Source organism: Massilia jejuensis, assembly GCF_042656795.1.
Classification (GTDB): domain Bacteria; phylum Pseudomonadota; class Gammaproteobacteria; order Burkholderiales; family Burkholderiaceae_D; genus Telluria; species Telluria jejuensis.
In genome coordinates this window covers 21,838-40,432 of record NZ_JBHSMS010000044.1, presented here as the reverse complement: position 1 = coordinate 40,432, position 18,595 = coordinate 21,838, and the positions used below count along the sequence as shown (strand labels likewise).

The 18,595-nt window shown below is 65.0% G+C and carries 18 protein-coding genes; 14 read left to right on the top strand and 4 right to left on the bottom strand.

The features are described from left to right. Window positions 1–18: 18 nt before the first annotated feature. A complete protein-coding gene (locus ACFPOU_RS14890; RefSeq protein WP_379722650.1) occupies window positions 19–1,077 on the bottom strand; it encodes an aminoglycoside phosphotransferase family protein in 1,059 nt (352 codons plus the stop codon). Between the two features lie 95 nt (window positions 1,078–1,172). Between ACFPOU_RS14890 and ACFPOU_RS14885 the strand changes: the two genes are divergently transcribed. The 5 genes from ACFPOU_RS14885 (at window position 1,173) to ACFPOU_RS14865 (ending at window position 7,249) form a co-directional block, all read left to right on the top strand. Continuing rightward, window positions 1,173–3,398, top strand: a complete 2,226-nt coding sequence (locus ACFPOU_RS14885; RefSeq protein WP_379722647.1) for an LPS-assembly protein LptD — start codon at window positions 1,173–1,175, stop codon at window positions 3,396–3,398. Window positions 3,399–3,472: 74 nt separating this feature from the next. Beyond that, entirely contained in the window at window positions 3,473–4,864 is a 1,392-nt protein-coding gene (locus tag ACFPOU_RS14880) for a peptidylprolyl isomerase (protein WP_379722644.1), read from the top strand. 73 nt (window positions 4,865–4,937) lie between these two features. After that, window positions 4,938–6,038, top strand: a complete 1,101-nt coding sequence (gene pdxA / locus ACFPOU_RS14875) for a 4-hydroxythreonine-4-phosphate dehydrogenase PdxA (protein ID WP_379722641.1) — start codon at window positions 4,938–4,940, stop codon at window positions 6,036–6,038. Between the two features lie 11 nt (window positions 6,039–6,049). After that, a complete protein-coding gene (gene rsmA, locus ACFPOU_RS14870; RefSeq protein ID WP_379722638.1) occupies window positions 6,050–6,844 on the top strand; it encodes a 16S rRNA (adenine(1518)-N(6)/adenine(1519)-N(6))-dimethyltransferase RsmA in 795 nt (264 codons plus the stop codon). Between the two features lie 213 nt (window positions 6,845–7,057). Further along, the gene (locus tag ACFPOU_RS14865; RefSeq protein WP_379722635.1) at window positions 7,058–7,249 is read left to right on the top strand and encodes a hypothetical protein; all 192 of its coding nucleotides are present in this window, start codon (window positions 7,058–7,060) and stop codon (window positions 7,247–7,249) included. 224 nt (window positions 7,250–7,473) lie between these two features. On the opposite strand, the gene ACFPOU_RS14860 is transcribed toward ACFPOU_RS14865, so the two are convergent. Together ACFPOU_RS14860 and ACFPOU_RS14855 are read right to left on the bottom strand one after the other, a co-directional pair. Continuing rightward, the gene (locus ACFPOU_RS14860; RefSeq protein ID WP_379722632.1) at window positions 7,474–8,115 is read right to left on the bottom strand and encodes a hypothetical protein; all 642 of its coding nucleotides are present in this window, start codon (window positions 8,113–8,115) and stop codon (window positions 7,474–7,476) included. A gap of 17 nt (window positions 8,116–8,132) precedes the next feature. Next, complete coding sequence (locus ACFPOU_RS14855) at window positions 8,133–8,741, bottom strand: hypothetical protein (protein ID WP_379722629.1); 609 nt, start codon at window positions 8,739–8,741, stop codon at window positions 8,133–8,135. A gap of 208 nt (window positions 8,742–8,949) precedes the next feature. Between ACFPOU_RS14855 and ACFPOU_RS14850 the strand changes: the two genes are divergently transcribed. Together ACFPOU_RS14850 and hrcA are read left to right on the top strand one after the other, a co-directional pair. Continuing rightward, window positions 8,950–9,666 (top strand): HAD family hydrolase, encoded by a 717-nt coding sequence (locus ACFPOU_RS14850; RefSeq protein ID WP_379722626.1) that lies wholly within the window; start codon window positions 8,950–8,952, stop codon window positions 9,664–9,666. Between the two features lie 78 nt (window positions 9,667–9,744). Beyond that, the gene (gene hrcA / locus ACFPOU_RS14845) at window positions 9,745–10,767 is read left to right on the top strand and encodes a heat-inducible transcriptional repressor HrcA (RefSeq protein WP_379722623.1); all 1,023 of its coding nucleotides are present in this window, start codon (window positions 9,745–9,747) and stop codon (window positions 10,765–10,767) included. A 102-nt stretch (window positions 10,768–10,869) separates the two neighbouring features. Here hrcA and fur read toward each other — a convergent pair whose 3' ends face one another. Beyond that, window positions 10,870–11,307, bottom strand: a complete 438-nt coding sequence (fur, locus tag ACFPOU_RS14840; protein WP_379722620.1) for a ferric iron uptake transcriptional regulator — start codon at window positions 11,305–11,307, stop codon at window positions 10,870–10,872. Between the two features lie 80 nt (window positions 11,308–11,387). Here fur and ACFPOU_RS14835 point away from each other — a divergent pair, with 80 nt between their 5' ends. From ACFPOU_RS14835 to holA, 7 genes are all read left to right on the top strand, one after another. Beyond that, window positions 11,388–12,023, top strand: coding sequence for an outer membrane protein assembly factor BamE (locus ACFPOU_RS14835; protein WP_379722616.1), 636 nt, complete (start codon window positions 11,388–11,390; stop codon window positions 12,021–12,023). A gap of 7 nt (window positions 12,024–12,030) precedes the next feature. Further along, window positions 12,031–12,840 (top strand): 4-hydroxy-tetrahydrodipicolinate reductase, encoded by an 810-nt coding sequence (gene dapB / locus ACFPOU_RS14830; RefSeq protein ID WP_379722612.1) that lies wholly within the window; start codon window positions 12,031–12,033, stop codon window positions 12,838–12,840. A 4-nt stretch (window positions 12,841–12,844) separates the two neighbouring features. Continuing rightward, on the top strand, window positions 12,845–13,171 hold the full coding sequence (locus ACFPOU_RS14825) for a barstar family protein (RefSeq protein ID WP_379722609.1): 327 nt from the start codon (window positions 12,845–12,847) through the stop codon (window positions 13,169–13,171). Window positions 13,172–13,481: 310 nt separating this feature from the next. Beyond that, window positions 13,482–14,282, top strand: coding sequence for a YdcF family protein (locus tag ACFPOU_RS14820; RefSeq protein WP_379722606.1), 801 nt, complete (start codon window positions 13,482–13,484; stop codon window positions 14,280–14,282). Window positions 14,283–14,336: 54 nt separating this feature from the next. Beyond that, a complete protein-coding gene (gene leuS, locus ACFPOU_RS14815) occupies window positions 14,337–16,994 on the top strand; it encodes a leucine--tRNA ligase (RefSeq protein ID WP_379722603.1) in 2,658 nt (885 codons plus the stop codon). Window positions 16,995–16,997: 3 nt separating this feature from the next. Further along, a complete protein-coding gene (locus ACFPOU_RS14810; RefSeq protein WP_379722600.1) occupies window positions 16,998–17,522 on the top strand; it encodes an LPS-assembly lipoprotein LptE in 525 nt (174 codons plus the stop codon). A 7-nt stretch (window positions 17,523–17,529) separates the two neighbouring features. After that, complete coding sequence (holA, locus tag ACFPOU_RS14805) at window positions 17,530–18,543, top strand: DNA polymerase III subunit delta (RefSeq protein ID WP_379722597.1); 1,014 nt, start codon at window positions 17,530–17,532, stop codon at window positions 18,541–18,543. The last annotated feature ends 52 nt before the right edge of the window (window positions 18,544–18,595 follow it).

Genomic DNA, 18,595 nt, shown 5'->3' with positions numbered 1-18,595 from the left:
GGATTCTCGGAAATGCGCTCAGAAGGTGTAGCCGACCTGCGGCGCCTTGTCCTCGAAGGTGTCGAGCAGGCGCGTCAAGGGCTTCAGTTCGGTATAGCGGTTGGCGGTCTTGCGCACGTAATCCATCACCGTCGGCAGGTCACCCATGTAGATGGATTTGCCGTCGCGGTAGTTCAGGCGGCAGAAAATGCCGAGGATTTTCAGGTGGCGCTGCAAGGCCATGAATTCGAAGTCGCGGTAGAAGGCGTCGATGTCCGGATTGACCGGCAGGCCGACCTGCTTGGCGCTTTGCCAATAGCGCACCACCCAGTCCAGCACCAGCTCTTCGTCCCATTGCAGGTAGGCGTCGCGCAGGAGCGAGCCGAGGTCGTAGGTGACGGGACCGTAGACGGCATCCTGGAAGTCGAGCACGCCTGGATTGCCCTGGTCGAGGAACATCAGGTTGCGCGAATGGAAATCGCGGTGCATGAATACCTGCTGCTGGGCCAGCACGTTGGACGTGATCGCCTCGAACACCTTGTCCAACTGGGCCTGCTGGGCCGCGGTCATGGTCACGCCGAGGTGGCGCCCGACGAACCATTCCGGGAACAGGTTCATCTCGCGCAGCACGAAGGCGCGGTCGAATTCGGGCAGCACGCCAGGCTGGCTGTGGAGCTGGAACTTGATCAGGGCATCGACCGCGTCCGAATACATGAAGGCGGCGTTGTCCGCGTTCAGGCGCGCCAGGTAGGTCGTCGTGCCGAGGTCGGACAGCAGCAGGAAGCCGCGTTCGACATCGCGCGCGACGATCGCCGGCACCGTGACGCCGGCTTCCTGCAGCAAGCCTGCCACCTGGATAAAGGCGGGCACGTTCTCGCGCTCGGGCGGCGCGTCCATCGCGATCAGGGTGTCGCCGAGTTTGCCGCGTAGCGCCGCCGCCACATCGAGGCGGAAGTAGCGGCGGAAGCTCGCATCGGACGAAGCTGGACGGAGCGAACCGGCTTCCACCAGGTCAAGCGAGCTGAGCCATTCGTTGAGGAGCGCAAGGCGCGCGTCCTGCTCGGCGGAAGTGGGAGTGTTTTGAGGCAGAGAAGACATGACGCGTCCAGGTAAAACCGGTTGAGGAAGGCAATTCCCATATAATAAGGGATTCAATCCAAAAAATCGCCTTTTATGGTGCAGCCACAGATTCCATGAGCTGGTTTACGGCCCTACCATTCCCGCGGCGGCGGGCAGTTGCCTTGTCCGCCCTCGTCACCATGGCCTCGGGGCCGTCGCATGCGCAAGTTGCGCCGCCGCCGCCCCATGCCGACGAACAAGAGCTTCCCGTCACCGTACGCGCCGAGGAGATCGGCGGCCGTCCGGACCGCGAGATCAATCTCCAACGCAATGTCGAAATCACGCGCGGCCAGTCGAAACTGACGGCCGACACCGCCTGCTACCGGCTGGTGGAAGACGAGGTCACGGCCAACGGCAATGTCAACATGTGGCGTTTCGGCGACCGCTACCAGGGCGACGCCTTGCAGCTGAACATGTCGACCGGCCGTGGCTGGGTGCTCAATCCGCAGTACAAGCTGCAGATGAACAATGCGCAAGGCCGTGCCGACCGCATCGACTTCCTGAGCGAGGACGAAGCGCTGGTCCAGGACGGCACCTACAGCACTTGCGAAGGTCCCGATCCCGACTGGTACCTGAAGGCGAGCACGCTGCGCCTCGATGCCGGGCGCGATGTCGGCACCGCCGGCAAGACCATCATCTATTTCAAGGACGTGCCCATTCTCGGCACGCCGGCGCTGTCGTTCTCGCTCTCGGGCGCGCGCCGCTCGGGCTGGCTGCCGGCCTCGGTCGGCTTCGGCTCGAAGGGCAAGTCCGAGCTGATGGTGCCGTATTATTTCAACATCGCGCCGAACCGCGACCTGACGCTTTATCCGCGCCTGATGTTCGACCGCGGCCTGCAGATGGGTGCGACGGCGCGCTACATCGGGGCGGGCGGGCGCGGCCCCTACAGCGGCCAGACCCATGTCGAGGGCTTGCTCGACGACCGCATCACCAAGACCGACCGCTGGCGCATCGACTCGTTCCACAACCAGACGCTCACGCCGAACTGGACCTATGGCTGGAACCTGCATGCCGCCTCCGACGACGAGTACACGAGCGATTTTTCGCCCACCGTCGCCACCAGCGCCGAACGCCAGCTGGTGCGCGAGGTGTTTACCTCGTACAACCGGCCTTACTGGAGCCTGACGGCGCGTGCGCAGAACATCCAGGTGCTGCAGGAGCCGGCGGCGGTGGCCAATCCGGCGCTGGCCATTGCGCGCCCCTACGACCGTCTGCCGCAGGTGAACTTCCGCACCGGCCGCTACGACGTGAAGGGCTTCGACTGGGCGATCGACGCCGAAGCGACGCGCTTTGCGCATCCGACGCTCCTGAGCGGCAACCGTGCACTGGCCGTGTCGCAGGTCAGCTATCCCTGGCTGCGTCCGGGTTACTACGTCACGCCCAAGCTGATGCTGCACGCGACCAAGTACAACCTGGAAAACAATGTGGCCGGGCGCGCCGACAGCCTGTCGCGCACGCTGCCGATCTTCTCGGTCGACAGCGGCATGGTGTTCGAGCGCGAGACCAGGCTGTTCGGCGCAGCCGCCACCCAGACCCTCGAGCCGCGCCTGTTCTACGTGAAGACGCCGTACAAGAACCAGGACGACTTCCCGCTCTTCGATACGGCCGAGACCGGCTTCAGCTATGCCCAGCTGTTCAGCGAAAACCGCTATGTCGGCGGCGACCGTGTCTCCGACGCGAACCAGCTGACGGCGGCCCTGGTGTCGCGCTATATCGAGCCCGACGGCGCCGAGCGCCTGCGCATGGCCATCGCCCAGCGCTTTTATTTCACCGAGCCGCGCGTCGGCCGCGTGCTGACCGGCCGCGAGATCGGCCGCTCCGACCTGCTGCTGGCGGCATCGGGCCGCATCGTCAATCACTGGAACTTCGACAGCAGCGTACAATACGATGCGACGAACAAGAGCGTGTATGCGCAGAACCATGGCGTGCGCTGGGCGCCGGCCCCGCTGAAGGTGCTCAATGCCGAGTACCGCTACGTACGCGACAGCTTCCGCAATGCCGATGTATCGGGCCAGTGGCCCCTGGCGGCGCGCTGGTACGGCGTCGGGCGCGTGAGCTATTCGCTGCGCGACCACAAGGTGCTCGAAAGCCTGCTCGGGCTCGAGTACAAGGCCGATTGCTGGATCTTCCGCATGGGCGCGCAGCGCTTCGTGACGGCGGCCCGGACGACCTCGACGTCGACCTTCTTCCAGCTCGAGCTCAGCGGCCTGTCGCGTCTCGGGCTGGGCAACCCGCTGGAGTCGTTTTACAAGAGTATCCCCGGCTACACGCGGCTCAACAGCAACGTCGGCCGTCCCTAACCGGCGCCCGACGCTCGACGCCCCGGACCAGAACCACGGATGATTTTTGACCCTGAATGAGTGCTTCCCAGACTATGCGTACTACCCGTTTGCATCACCTTAAGGTCGCCGCGGCGCTGTTGTGCGCGCTCACGGCCAATGCCGCCCTTGCCCAGGGACCGAAGAGCCCGGCCCCCGCGGCCACCCAGCCCGGCAGCGGTTTCCTGCCGCCGGCCGCGAGCAGCGCCAACGTCATCGATTCGATCCGGGTCGTCGTCAACGACGAAGTCATCACCAGGAACGAGGTGCGCAACCGGGTCGCCCAGATCGTGCAGCGCCTGCAAGCCCAGAACGCCCAGCTGCCGCCGCAGGCCGACCTCGAGCGCCAGGTGCTCGAATCGATGATCGTCGAACGCGCCCAGGTGCAGATGGCCAAGGAGATGGGCGTGCGCATCGATGACCGCGTCCTCGACGGCGCCATCGCCCGTATCGCCGAGGGCCAGAAGATGAGCGTCCAGGAAATGCGCAACCAGATGGAGAAGGAAGGCCTGACCTTCGCCCAGTTCCGCGAAGAAATTCGCAGCGAAATCATGCTGCAGCGCCTGCGCGAGCATGAGGTCGACAGCAAGATCCAGGTCTCGGAAGCCGAGATCGATACCTACCTGTCGGCCGAAAAGGCCGCCGCGGCCGAGAAGGTCGAGATGGACATCGCCCAGATCCTGGTCGGCATCCCGGTCAATGCCACGCCCGAGCAGATCGCCGCCCGCCGCGCGCGCGCCGAGGAAGTACTGCGCCAGCTGCGCACCGGCGCCGACTTCGCCAAGATCGCCGCCACCTATTCGGACGCGCCCGACGCCTTGAAGGGCGGCGCCATCGGCTGGCGCGACCCGGACCGCCTGCCGCCCCTGATCGCCGACCAGTTGCGCAAGCTGAGCCCGGGCCAGGTCACCCCGGCCATCAAGAGCAATACCGGTTTCCACATCGTCAAACTGATCGGCAAGCGCAGCCTGGCCCAGGAACCGCAGCAGGCCGTGGTCCAGCAGACGCGCGCGCGCCACATCCTGGTCAAGGCCTCGCCGGCCATGCCGGCCGCGCAAGCGAAGGCCAAGCTGGCCGAGCTGCGTGCCCGCATCCAGAGCAAGAGCGCCACCTTCGAGGAGCTGGCGCGCCAGAACGGCCAGGACAGCACCGCCGCCAAGGGTGGCGACCTGGGCTGGCTGGCGCCGGAAGACCTCGAGGCGATGCCGCCGCAGTTCGTCACCGCCATGAACGCGCTCAAGCCGGGCGAAGTGTCGGATGTCGTCGAGAGCCCGTTCGGCTTCCACCTGATCGAAGTCCTCGAGCGCAAGAGCGAAGACCAGACCAAGGAAAGGGAGCGCCTGCGCGCGCGCCAGGTGATCCGCGAGCGCAAACTCGGTGAAGCCGTCGAGGACTGGGCGCGCCAGCTGCGCGACCGCGCCTACGTCGAGTACCGCGAGGAGTCGTAATACCGTGGAGCGTGCGAAAAAACCTCCGGGGCAAGGCACATCGTCGGCGACAGCACACGCGCACGGCGAGACGATGCAACACGGCCAGGAAGGATTTTCCCGCACGCCCGTGGCGGCGCCGCAGGCAGCGCGCCCTACGCTGGCGCTCACCGTCGGCGAACCGGCCGGCATCGGCCCCGAGATCTCGATCCGCGCGGCCTGGGCGCTGCGCGAGCAGGCCAACTGCGTGCTGGTCGGCGACGCCGCCTTCCTGGCGCTCACCGCCAGCCTGATCGACCCCACGATCCGCCTGGCGGCGCTGTCGATCCAGGCGCTGAGAAATGGCGGCCTGCCGCATTTCGGCAAAGAGCGCATCGCCGTCATCGACGTGCCGCTTGCCGCCCATGTCGTGCCGGGCGTGCTCGACGCGGAAAACGGGCGCGCCGTGCTGGCCACGCTCGACCTCGCGCTCGAAGGCATCCAGGCCGGCTGGTTCGACGCCATCGTCACCGCGCCCCTGCAAAAGAGCACGATCAACCAGGCCGGCGTGGCGTTTTCCGGCCACACCGAATACCTGGCCGAGAAGACCGGTACCCCGCGCGTCGTGATGATGCTGGCCGGCCAGCCTGGCGCCGGCCAGCCCTGCCTGCGCGTGGCCCTGGCCACCACCCACCTGCCGCTGCGCGCCGTGCCCGATGCGATCACGCGGGAAGGACTGGCGCAGGTGCTCGACATCCTGCAGGCCGACCTGCGCGGCAAATTCGGCATTGCGCACCCGCGCATCCTGGTGGCCGGGCTGAACCCGCATGCCGGTGAAAACGGGTATCTGGGCCGCGAGGAAATCGAGGTGATCGCGCCGAGCCTGGCGGCGGCCCGGGCGCGCGGCATCGATGCGCGCGGGCCCTATCCGGCCGATACCCTGTTCCAGCCCAAGTATTTACAGGATGCCGACTGCGTGCTCGCCATGTACCACGACCAGGGCCTGCCGGTGCTGAAACACGCGACCTTCGGGCGCGGCATCAACGTCACGCTCGGCCTGCCGCTGATCCGTACCTCGGTCGACCATGGCACCGCGCTCGACCTGGCCGCGCAAGGCCCGGGCCTGGCCGACTGCGGCAGCATGGAGGAGGCCGTCCGCGCCGCCGTGGGCATGGTCGCGGCCAGCCGCACCGAGAGCGTCCAAGGTTCCAATTAACGAAAGCATGCATGAAACACGTAGCACGCAAGCGCTTCGGCCAGAACTTCCTGACCGATAACCATGTCCTGGCCAGCATCATCGAAGCGATCGATCCGCGCCGCGGCGAGGCGATGGTCGAGATCGGCCCGGGCCTGGCGGCGATGACGGCGCTGCTATTGAAGCAACTCGACCACATGCATGTCGTCGAGCTCGACCGCGACCTGGTGGCGCGGCTCGAACAAGCCTATCCGCGCGAACGGTTGACGATCCACTCGGGCGACGCGCTGAAATTCGACTACGCCTCGATTCCCGTGCCGCAAGGGCAAAAGCTGCGCATCGTCGGCAACCTGCCGTACAACATCTCGAGCCCGCTCCTGTTCCACCTGGCCGAATTCGCTCACCTGGTCGAGGACCAGCATTTCATGCTGCAAAAGGAAGTGGTCGAGCGCATGGTGGCCGAGCCCGGCAACAAGGCATACGGCCGCCTGTCGGTGATGCTGCAATGGCGTTACGACATGTCGCTGCTGTTCATCGTGCCGCCGACCGCCTTCGACCCGCCGCCCCAGGTCGAGTCGGCCATCGTGCGCATGGTGCCGACCCGGCGAAAACTAGCCGTCGACGGCGCGACGCTCTCGGCGGTCGTGCAAAAGGCCTTCTCGCAGCGGCGCAAGGTGATCCGCAACTGCGTGGCCGGGATGTTGACCGAGGCGCAGCTGCGCGAGGCAGGCATCGATCCGGGCGTGCGGCCGGAGAATGTCAGCCTGGAGCAGTATGTGGCGCTGTCGAATATCCTGAAACCGGTACAAGCGGCGACGCCGGCATGACGGAGTAGGGTGGACCCCGGTCCGCCTGCCGCGGCGCGTCCCTCGCACCTCATCCGTGCCGCGGCGCACAAACCCTGCATATCCCCGCCTGGCGCGCTTCATCGCGCGCTTTTTGCAGTTCGTCGCAGGCCGGTCGCCTGCATCCCGGTCGATTGCTAGAGTACTCCCATCGACAGCCGCAACGGCGCGCTGTCTCACCCAAGGGAGTATGCAATGAACGTTCTCAAACACATGGAATCGCTGTTCCTGGCCGCCGCCCTGGTCGTCTGCGTCGGCACCTACGCCAGTGCGGAGAGCTACAAGGCGCAAGTGCGCGCCGCTGCGATGGTCTCGGTCGGCAGCGAGAAAATGGCGGTGGTGAAGGTGGTCGGCAAGCGCGTCGCCCCGGCCGCCAAATTCGGCTGAGCCTGTTTCAGGAATGCGGCAAGCACAATGCGCCAAAAAAAAAGCCCACCGTTGCGGGTGGGCTAAATCCAATTCTTTTCTGAGGAGAGTTGGAGGAGACAGGTGCAGTATGCTGCACTACAGCATATACGTCTAATTTTCTTTCCGAATAGTCGACATAGGCGCCGTGAATGTCTCGTCGAGTTCGCTTGAGTCCGCGCATGTGTCTGCGCTCAAGTCCGCGCTCAGGTTCGATTCGTGACGCAGCTTACCGCGATGTTCGTCACCGCATTGTCGCCCATCGTGCCGACGCCGTTGGTGACCGTACACGTCTGGCCGGCCGGATTGGCCAGCACCGTCACGCCATAGGTCTGGTCATAGGTGACCGGGTTGGTGAAGGTGAAGGTCGTCGGGTAGGCGCCGGCCGCATCCTTGGCCAGTGTCACGGTACCGCCCGTGCTGCCGTTGGTCAGGGTCAGCCCGTCGGCGGCCAGGCCGGAGACCGTCCCGCCAATCGAATTGCTGACCAGGCTGCAGACAAAGATCGCATCGACGACCGACAGGCGGCCGGCCGTGTCGGCGTTGCCGCCGGCGGCAACGCATTGCTGGTGCAGGGGCTGGGTCTTGATGGTCACGCTGTATGGCTTGCCGTAATCGAGCTGCTCGGAAAACCGGTAAGACACGCTTTTCGGCGTCGTGTTGTCCGCCTCCAGGCCGGCCGGGGCCACGGCCACCTCGTTGCTCAGATTGTTGGTCAGCACCAGGCCCGGGAAGCGCAGGCCGGTGACCGTGCCGCCAATCGTATAGCTCGAGGTGCCGCCGCCGCAGGCGCTCAGGCCGGCAGCCAGGGTCAGCGCGCACAGCGCCAGGATCGATTTCTTCAACATGCTCTCCAGAGATAGAGTTAAGGCGTCGTGCAGGTGACGTCGACGGTCTTGCCATCGGCGGTCATCGTGCCGGAAGCGTTTGCGGCGGTACAGGTCTGGCCGGCAGGCGAGCTCAGCACGGCCAGGCCGTAGACCGCGCCTTCGGGGATGGGCGCCATCTCGACGCTGGTGGCGGCGGGATCGACCACCTTGCGGTCCGAGCCGTTGACCAGTTCCAGGCCGGCGCCGTGGCTGCCGATGATCCGGGCCGTGAGTCTATAGGTCTTCAGGGTGCAGACGACGCGCACGCTCGTCACGTTGAACACCGCCTTGCCGCTGCCGGTGCCTTCGACCACTTTGCAGCCGGTGGACGGATCGGCCGGATTCGAGGGCTGCGTGTTGTCGGGCGCGGCAACGACCTTGACGTTGTAGCTGGCATCGGTCTCGACCAGTTGCGGGAAGGTGAAACTGCTCTGGTTCGCCGCGATTTCGAGCCGCGGGCCGTCGTTGTTCGTCAGGACCAGGCCAGCCTTGGTATTGCCGCTCACGGTGCCGCTGATATAGACATCGCCGTCGCCGCCGCCACAGGCAGACAGGCCCAGCGCGCACGCCAGCGCAATGCCGGCACGCAGGGGGAAACGCATCATAATTTCTCCAAAAAAGGGAAGGGACCAGGCGCGCAAACCCGAGGCGCCCGGCCGCATGGTAGAAGTTTGCCCATCATTTTAGAGCATTTGACACCCCCCGGGCTCATTGCGCTGTGTATCACCCTGTCGGCGGGGCGTTCGCGCCGGCGCGCGTTTGCATTTCGCCGCTGGCCTCGCTATGCTGGACTCATCTCTACGACCGCGACCGATGAAGCCCTTTAACCGCCGCCCCTGGCCCAAAGCCATCCTGTTCGACCTCGACGACACCCTGTGGCCGATCGCGCCCGTCATCGTGCAGGCCGAACAGACGCTGTTCGCGTGGCTGGCCAGCAACGCACCGCGCGTGGCCGAACGGTTCACCATCGACAGCTTGCGCCAGGCGCGTCTCGAACTGCTGGCGCGCCGCCCCGAATTCCAGCTCGACCTGGGCGCGCTGCGCCGCGCCGGCCTGGTCGCCGCCTTCGAGCAAGCCGGCGAAGACGCGGACAAGGTCGAACTGGCGATGACGGAGTTTTTTGCCGCGCGCAATGCCGTGATTCCCTATGACGATGTGCTGCCGGGCTTGCTGCGCCTGAAAGGGCGGGTGCTGGTCGGCTCGGTTACGAACGGCAATGCCGACTTGCAGACGATCGGCCTGGCCCACCATTTCCATGCATCGGTGGCCGCGCCCAGCTTCGGGCGCGCCAAGCCGGACGCGGCGATCTTCCATGCCGCCTGCGCGGCGCTCGGCGTGGCGCCGGCGGACACGTTGCACGTCGGCGACGACCTGCTGCTCGACGTACACGGCGCCCAGCGCGCCGGCCTGCGCGCGGCCTGGATGAACCGCAGCGCCAGCCGGCGCCATCTCGACGAAGGCGTGCAGCCGGACGCGATTGTGGCGAACATGGATCAACTGCTCGACTGGCTGAAGCGCGAACACGCTTGAGAGCGACGCTCTGCGCCCACACGGTCGGTGCGAGGGTGCATAATAGACACGCAACCATTCCGCGCGCCATCATTGTCCATGCAACTTGAACCCCGAGCCCAAACCCTGCTGAAAGCCCTTGTCGAGCGCTACATTGCCGACGGACAGCCGGTCGGGTCGCGTGCGCTCTCCAAGATTTCCGGACTCGACCTGTCCCCGGCCACGATCCGCAACATCATGGCCGATCTCGAGGAGATGGGCTACGTGGCCAGTCCCCATACCTCGGCCGGCCGGGTGCCGACGCCGCGCGGCTACCGCCTGTTCGTCGACACCTTGCTGACGGTGCAGCACCTCGACGGCCAGCACGGCGTGGACGCCGGGCGCATGCACTTGCCGGCCCAGCAGCCGCAAAAACTGATCGCCAACGCCGCGCAAATGCTGTCTTCGCTCACCCAGTTCGCCGGCGTCGTGCAAAGCCCGCGCCGCGAATCGGTGTTCCAGCAAATCGAATTCCTGCGCCTGTCCGAAAAGCGCATCCTGCTCGTCATCGTCGACCCGCGCGGCGACGTGCAGAACCGCCTGCTGCTCACCGAGGTCGACTACACGCCCGCGCAGCTGGTGCAATCGGCCAATTACCTGAACCAGAATTTCGCCGGCCTGACCTTCGAGGAAGTGCGGCGGCGCCTGACCGGCGAACTGCGCCAGTTGCAGGAAGATATCGGCGGCCTGATGCACACCGCGGTCGAGGCGGGCAGCGAGGCCATGGCCGAAGGCAAGGAAGAGATGGTCATTTCAGGCGAACGCAACTTGCTGTCGGTATCGGACCTGTCGTCGAACATGAGCTCGCTGCGCCAGATGTTCGAGATGTTCGAGCAAAAGACCGGCCTGATGCAGTTGCTCGACATGTCGAGCAAGGCCGGCGGCGTGCAGATTTTTATCGGCGGCGAATCGAAGCTGGTGCCGATGGACGAGATGAGCGTGGTGACCGCCCCGTACGAGGTCAACGGCAAGATCGTCGGCACCCTCGGCGTCATCGGTCCGACGCGCATGGCCTACGAGCGTGTGATTCCGATTGTCGACATCACGGCCAAGCTGCTGTCGAATGCGTTGAGCAATTCGTAGGAGAGGCGCCCCGCGCCCGCGCTGCGCCGGCAGCGCCCGGCACGATCGATCCAGCAAAGAACGGCGCCATCGGCGCCGTTCTTCATGGCACGGCGCAGCCGGTCAATTGCCGCCGCGGCGATGCGGGCAGGCCGGCTTGATGCAGTGGCCGTAAATCGCCAGCGCGTGATCGGCGATCTTGAAACCGCGTTCGGCGGCGATGCTGTTCTGGCGCGATTCGATCGCTTCGTCGAAGAATTCCTCCACGTGGCCGCAGTCGAGGCAGACCAGGTGGTCGTGGTGCGAGCCGGCGTTCAGTTCATAGATCGCCTTGCCGGTTTCAAAGTGATTGCGGTTCAACAGGCCGGCCTGCTCGAACTGGGTCAGCACGCGGTAGACGGTGGCCAGGCCGACGTCCATGTTCTCGGCCAGCAGGATTTTATAGACGTCTTCCGCCGTCAGGTGCCGCACTTCGCTGTTCTGGAAAATTTCAAGGATCTTCAGGCGCGGCAAGGTGGCCTTCAGGCCGCTCGCCTTCAGGTCGGTGGGGCTGTTACTCATGTTTGTTACTCGCAGATGGGCGGAGTGCTTTATGATATAGCGTTTTGGAAGCTCCCGCTTAAACGTTTTCGAGGTTACTTATGCGCGTCTTTGATGCCGTTGTTCATCGTTTTTATGCCCGGGCTGCGCTCGTCGCGGGCCTTGCATGCACGCTGGCACTGTCCGGCTGCGCGTCGTGGCGCAACCAGACCAAGCCGGCTGCACCGGTGAACACTTCCGCCGCCGCCATCGAAGCCGATGCCGGGCGCTCGGCCTCGCTGGCCAATGCCGGCGCGCAGACGACCCAGGGCACGAAGCTGCAGAAATTCCTGTGGATTTTCTCGCCTTACCGTCCGGACATCCAGCAGGGCAACTTCGTCTCGCAAGAAATGTTGAACCAGCTGAAAGTCGGCCAGACCCGCGAACAGGTGCGCTTCCTGCTCGGCACGCCGCTGCTGATGGACATGTTCCACGCCGACCGCTGGGACTATCCGTTTTATCTGGCGCGCGGCAATGGCGAGCTGACCACCAGCCGCGTGACCGTCTTCTTCAAGGATGACGTGGTCGAGCGCTTCGAAGGCGGCAACCTGCCGACCGAGCGCGAATACATCGACCGCCTTGCCGGTCCCGTGAAGAACGCCGGCAAGGAGGCGAAAAAAGCCGCTGCCGCCACCAGCGCCCGCCCGGTCGAGCCGTCGACCGCCGCGACGCCCGCCACTTCCACGAACACTCCCTAAAACAGCCATGACGCAACTGAAAATCGCGGTTGCCGGCGCCAGTGGGCGCATGGGCCGCATGCTGATCGAGGCGATCGCCGCCGCTCCCGACGCCGTGCTCGCCGGCGCGCTCGACGTCGCCGGTTCCCCCTTCGTCGGCCAGGACGCCGGCGCCTTTTCCGGCCAGCTGACCGGCGTGACGATCGAGTCCGACCTCGCGCGCGCGCTTGGCGACGCCGACTGCCTGATCGATTTCACGCGCCCGGAAGGCACGCTCGCACACCTGGCCTTCTGCGCGGCGAACAATGTCAAGATCGTGATCGGCACCACCGGCTTCGACGACGCCGGCAAGGCGGCGATCGCCGCCGCCGCGGAAAGCATCGCGGTCGTGTTCGCGCCGAACATGAGCGTGGGCGTCAACGTCACCTTGAAGCTGCTTGAAATGGCCGCGAAAAGCTTCAACGAGGGCTATGACATCGAAATCATCGAAGCGCACCACCGGCACAAGGTCGATGCGCCCTCCGGTACCGCCCTCAAGATGGGCGAAGTCATCGCCGGCGCACTGGGGCGCGACTTGAAGCAATGCGCGGTCTACGGGCGCGAAGGCGTCACCGGCGAACGCGATCCATCGACGATCGGCTTTGCCACCGTGCGCGGCGGCGACATCGTCGGCGACCACACGGTCCTGTTTGCAGGCACGGGCGAACGCATCGAGATCACCCACAAATCGAGCAGCCGCGTGACCTACGCCCACGGCGCCCTGCGCGGCGCGCGCTTCATCGCCGACAAGGCGAGCGGCCTGTACGACATGCAGGACGTCCTGTCCCTGAAAGGGTAATCGCATGGCAGTGGCAGAATTGAACGGCGCGGCAATCGTCGACGAAGCGAGCTTCCTGGCCGAAAGCCGCAACGCTTTCGGTTTCCACACGGCCACGGGCGACACGATCGACACCTGGGTCGATTGCCTGAGCTACCTGCGCGACGAAGAGAACATGACCAAGTTCCGGCTGCAGCCGGACGAAGTGCTGGAAATCGTCATCAGCGACAGCGCCGCCCTGCGCAATCGCCTGCCGGACCTGATCGACGAGATCGTGTTCTGCGTGGGCGGCATCAACGAGCGCTACGAGGATTACGGCGAGAAACCGGCACTGGAACTCGTGCTGCGCTAACGACGTCGAGAAGCTGGTGTCCGCCGAGAAGCTGGTGAAGCTGGTGTCAGGTCTGACATTCGGACACGACCTGAGCCATTAAGCCCGGCTGCCATGACTGCAGAGGACCTTCTGGTGAAGCTGGTGTCAGGTCTGACATTCGGACACGACCTGAGCCATTAAGCCCAGCTGCCATGACTGCAGAGGACCTTCTTGCCATCTCCTGCTATGTGATGCCGACCTTGCCGCTGCGTCCTGCGAAGCTCGGTTTCCTGAAGCTGGTGTCAGGGCTGACATTCGGACACGACCTGAGCCATTAAGCCCAGCTGCCATGACTGCAGAGGACCTTCTTGCCATCTCCTGCTATGTGATGCCGGCCTTGCCGCTGCGTCCTGCGAAGCTCGGTTTCCTGTTCGGCACGCGCCATGGCGTCGACGAATTCTGCCGCGAAACGCATTCCCTCTGGCAGCGCGGCATGTTCGAACGGCTGCTGATCTCGGGTGGCGCGACGGCAGGGCAAGCGCAGCCGGAAGCACTCGTCATCGCCGCATGCCTCGTCGAACGCGGCGTGCCGGCCCCCATCCTGATCCCCGAAACCGAGGCGACCAACACCGGCGAAAACGTCATCCTCGGCCGGAACAAGGTCGCGCAAAGCATGGACCTGGCCGACATCGACAGCGTGCTGGTGATCGGCAAGGTTTGCGCCATGCGGCGCTACCTGATGACACTGGCGCGCCACTGGCCGGGAATTGCCGTCTCGGCCTGCGCCATCAATTATTTTGGCCTGCCGGTTGAGCGCTGGCATGAACACGAGGAATTTCGTGCGCGCGTGCTCAGCGAATTCGGCAAGATTCCGCGCTACCTGGAGCAGGACTTCCTGCGGGAGCTGGATGGGCATGCGCACAACCTGTTCCTGCATGGCGCGCTTACCGCACGAATACGCCTTCACCAGGGCTTGCTCGATGACAGCGTCGGGATACCGCTCGCTGATGTTGACTTTGCGTTAGCAGCACGCCGGACAGGGGGCATCAGACACAAGCTCTGCCTTGGGTCCCAGCTTCGCCTCCCAAAACCGGCAACCGCATGCAAGCTGGCAGGTGTGCTTGAGGTCGTGTCCAAATGTCAGACCTGACACCAGCTCTGTATAATGTTCTGCTCAACCCTCCCAATTCGTCCGCAGAACATCATGCAAGATAAATATAGTCCCGCCGAAGTTGAACAGGCCGCGCAGGCATACTGGAAGTCGATCGATGCCTACAAGGCCGTCGAGCACGATCCACGGTTCCCGAAGGGCAAGTATTACGCCTGTTCGATGCTGCCTTACCCATCCGGCAAGCTGCACATGGGCCATGTGCGCAACTATACGATCAACGACGTGATGTACCGCTACCTGCGGATGAACGGCTACAACGTGCTCATGCCGATGGGCTGGGATGCCTTCGGCATGCCGGCCGAGAACGCGGCGATGGCGAATAACGTGCCCCCCAGCGAGTGGACCTATTCGAACATCGCCCACATGCGCCGGCAGATGGAATCGATGGGCCTGGCGATCGACTGGTCGCGCGAGATGACGGCCTGTAAGCCCGAGTACTACAAGTGGAACCAGTGGATGTTCCTCAAGATGCTGGAGAAGGGGATCATCTACCAGAAGACCGGCACCGTGAACTGGGACCCGGTCGACCAGACCGTCCTCGCCAACGAGCAGGTCGTCGACGGCCGTGGCTGGCGTTCGGGCGCGCCGATCGAGAAGCGCGAAATTCCGATGTACTACGTGCGCATCACCGATTATGCCGACGAACTGCTCGACTACGTCGACAACAAGCTGCCCGGCTGGCCCGAGCGCGTGCGCACCATGCAGGCCAACTGGATCGGCAAGTCGGTCGGCGTGCGCTTCGCCTTCCCGCACGTGATCATGGACGACGCCGGGGAGTTGATCAACGAAGGCAAACTCCATGTCTTCACCACCCGCGCCGACACCATCATGGGCGTGACCTTTTGCGCCGTGGCCGCCGAACACCCGCTGGCCCAGCACGCCGCGAAAAACAATCCGCAGCTCGCCGCCTTCATCGCCGAGTGCAAACTCGGTTCCGTCATCGAAGCCGACATGGCGACGATGGAAAAGAAGGGCATGCCGACGGGTCTCTTCGTCACCCACCCAGTCACCGGCGAGCAGGTGCCGGTCTGGGTCGGCAACTACGTCCTCATCACTTATGGCGACGGCGCCGTGATGGGCGTGCCGGGCCACGACGAGCGCGATTTCGAATTCGCCAAGAAATACGACCTGCCGATCAAGCAGGTGGTCGAGGTCGAAGGCCAGGAATACTCGATGGACGCCTGGCAGGAGTGGTACGGCGACAAGGAGCGCGGCCGCACCGTCAACTCGGGCAAGTACGACGGGTTGGACTATACCTCGGCCGTGAACGCGGTCTCGGGCGACCTCGCCGCGCAGGAACTGGGCGACAAGAAGGTGACGTTCCGCCTGCGCGACTGGGGCATCTCGCGCCAGCGCTACTGGGGTACGCCGATCCCGATGATCCACTGCGCCGAGTGCGGCGTGGTGCCGGTGCCGGAAAGCGACCTGCCGGTCGTGCTGCCCGAGCACCTGGTCCCGGACGGTACCGGCAACCCGCTCAACAAGGACGAAGCCTTCCTCAAGTGCGACTGCCCGAAGTGCGGCAAGCCGGCGCGCCGCGAGACCGACACGATGGACACCTTCATCGACTCGTCCTGGTACTACATGCGCTACACCTCGCCGGGCTCGGACGATGCCATGGTCGACGCGCGCAACGATTACTGGATGCCGATGGACCAGTACATCGGCGGCATCGAGCACGCCGTCATGCACCTGCTGTACGCGCGCTTCTGGACGAAAGTCATGCGCGACTTCGGCCTGGTCAAATTCGACGAGCCCTTCGTCAACCTGCTCACCCAGGGCATGGTGCTCAACGAGACCTACTACCGCGACGACGCCTCGGGCAAGAAAACCTGGTTCAATCCGGCCGACGTCGAACTCGTTTTCGACGACAAGGGCCGTCCGCGAAGCGCGACCCTGAAGGCCGACGGCCAGCCGGTCGAAATCGGCGGCACCGAGAAGATGTCGAAGTCGAAGAACAACGGCATCGACCCGCAAGCGCAGATCGAACAGTACGGCGCCGACACCGCGCGCCTGTTCACGATGTTCGCTTCGCCGCCGGAGCAGACCCTGGAATGGTCGGACAGCGGCGTCGAAGGCGCGAGCCGCTTCCTGCGCCGCGTCTGGGCCTATGGCTACGCGCAGCGCGAACGCATCGCCGCGGCGCTGGCCGGCCAGCAGCAAGGCACCCTGGAAGAAGCGCACAAAACCCTGCGCCGCGAAGTGCACAAGATCCTGCAGCAGGCCGACTACGACCTCAAGCGCATCCAGTACAACACGGTCGTCTCGGCCTGCATGAAGATGCTCAACACGCTCGAATCGGCGAAGCTGCCGGAAGGCCGGTCGGTCGATACGGTGGCGGGCGATGCGGTCGTGGCCGAAGGCATGTCGATCTTCCTGCGCATGCTCAATCCGATTGCGCCGCACATCACCCACGTGCTGTGGCAGGAGCTGGGCTTTGCCGGTGTCCACGGCGACATCCTCGACGTGCGGTGGCCGGAAGTCGACCCGCAAGCGCTCGAGCAGGCCGAGATCGAGATGATGATCCAGGTAAACGGCAAGCTGCGCGGCTCGGTCAAGGTGGCGAAAGACGCCGACAAGGCGTCGATCGAGGCGGCTGCCCTGGCCTCGGAAGCGGTCCAGAAATTCATCGAAGGCACGCCGAAGAAGATCATCGTCGTGCCCGGCAAACTCGTCAACATCGTGGTCTAAGGCATGCGCGCTCATTTTCCCCTCCTCAAGCGCGCCTGCGCGGCACTGCTGCTGGCCACCACGGTGGCGGCCTGCGGCTTCCATCTGCGCGGCTCGGACGGGCGCTACAACATGCCCTTCTCGAGCATCCACCTGGCCTTCCCCGACACCTCGCCGCTGGGCAATGAGCTCAAGCGCAACCTGCGCGCGGGCGACCGCGTGGTCATTTCGCCGACCCAGCAGGGCGCGCAGGCGCGCTTCGAAGTCATCTCCGAGGCGCGCAACAAGGCGATCCTGTCGCTCAACAACCTGGGCCGCGTGCGCGAATACCTGCTCAGCTACACGCTGGTCTTCCAGGTGCGCGACGCTGCCGGCAACCTGATGCTCGGCCCGACCGAGATCACGCTGCGCCGCAACCTGGCCTTCAGCGAGGAAGTCCTGCTGGCCAAGGAAGGCGAGGAAGCGCTGCTGTACCGCGACATGCAGTCCGACCTGGTGCAGCAGATCATGCGCCGCCTGGCGGCCCTGAAGCCGCAACCGGCGCCGTGAGACCGTAATGCAATTAAGGCCCGAGGCGCTCGAGCCCCATCTGGCAAAGGGGCTCGCGCCGCTGTACGTGATCACCAGCGACGAACACCTGCTGGCGCTGGAAGCGGCCGATCGGATCCGCCGCGCCGCGCGTGCCGCCGGCCATACCGAACGCGACGTGCTCACCGTCGAGCGCACCTTCAAATGGGGCGAGCTGCTGGCGGCGAACCAGGCGCTGTCGCTGTTCGGCGACAAGAAACTGATCGAGCTGCGCATCCCGGGCGGCAAACCCGGCAAGGACGGCGGCGCCGCCCTGCAGGCGTACGCGAAAGACCTCAGCCCCGACAACCTGACGCTGATCACGCTGCCTAGGCTCGACTGGCAGACGGCGAAGGCGGCCTGGGTGGCCGCACTGCAGCAGGCGGCCGTCTATATCGAGATTCCGAACGTGGAACGCGCGCAGCTGCCGGGCTGGATCGGCCAGCGCCTGGCCGCGCAGGGGCAGAGCGCCGACCGGGGCGCGCTCGACTTCATCGCCGACCGCGTCGAGGGCAACTTGCTGGCCGCGCACCAGGAAATCCAGAAGCTCGGCTTGCTGCACGAACCTGGCAAGCTGACCGGCGAGCAGGTGCAGGACGCCGTGCTGAACGTGGCGCGCTACGACGTCTTCAAATTGTCCGAAGCGATGCTGGCGGGCGACCCGGCGCGCCTGGCGCGCATGCTCGAAGGGCTGAAAGGGGAAGGGGAGGCGCTGCCGCTGGTCTTGTGGGCGGTCTCCGAAGAAATCCGCACGCTGTTAAAATTGAAATCCGGGATGGCGCAGGGACGGCCGCTCGGAGCGCTGCTCAAGGAGTACCGTATCTGGGGGCCGCGCGAACGGATGATGGATCCGGCCTTGCGCCGCCTCCCGCTGGCCACGCTGGAAGCGGCGCTGCAGGAGGCGGCGCAGGTCGACAAGATGGTCAAGGGCCTGCGCGCCAAGGCCTTTGCCGGGGACGCCTGGGATGCGATGCTGCAGCTGGCCCTGAAGGTGGCGCGCTAATCTGGTTCATCGGCCCGTCTCCCCCACCCCTGGACGCATACTGGAATCGAAC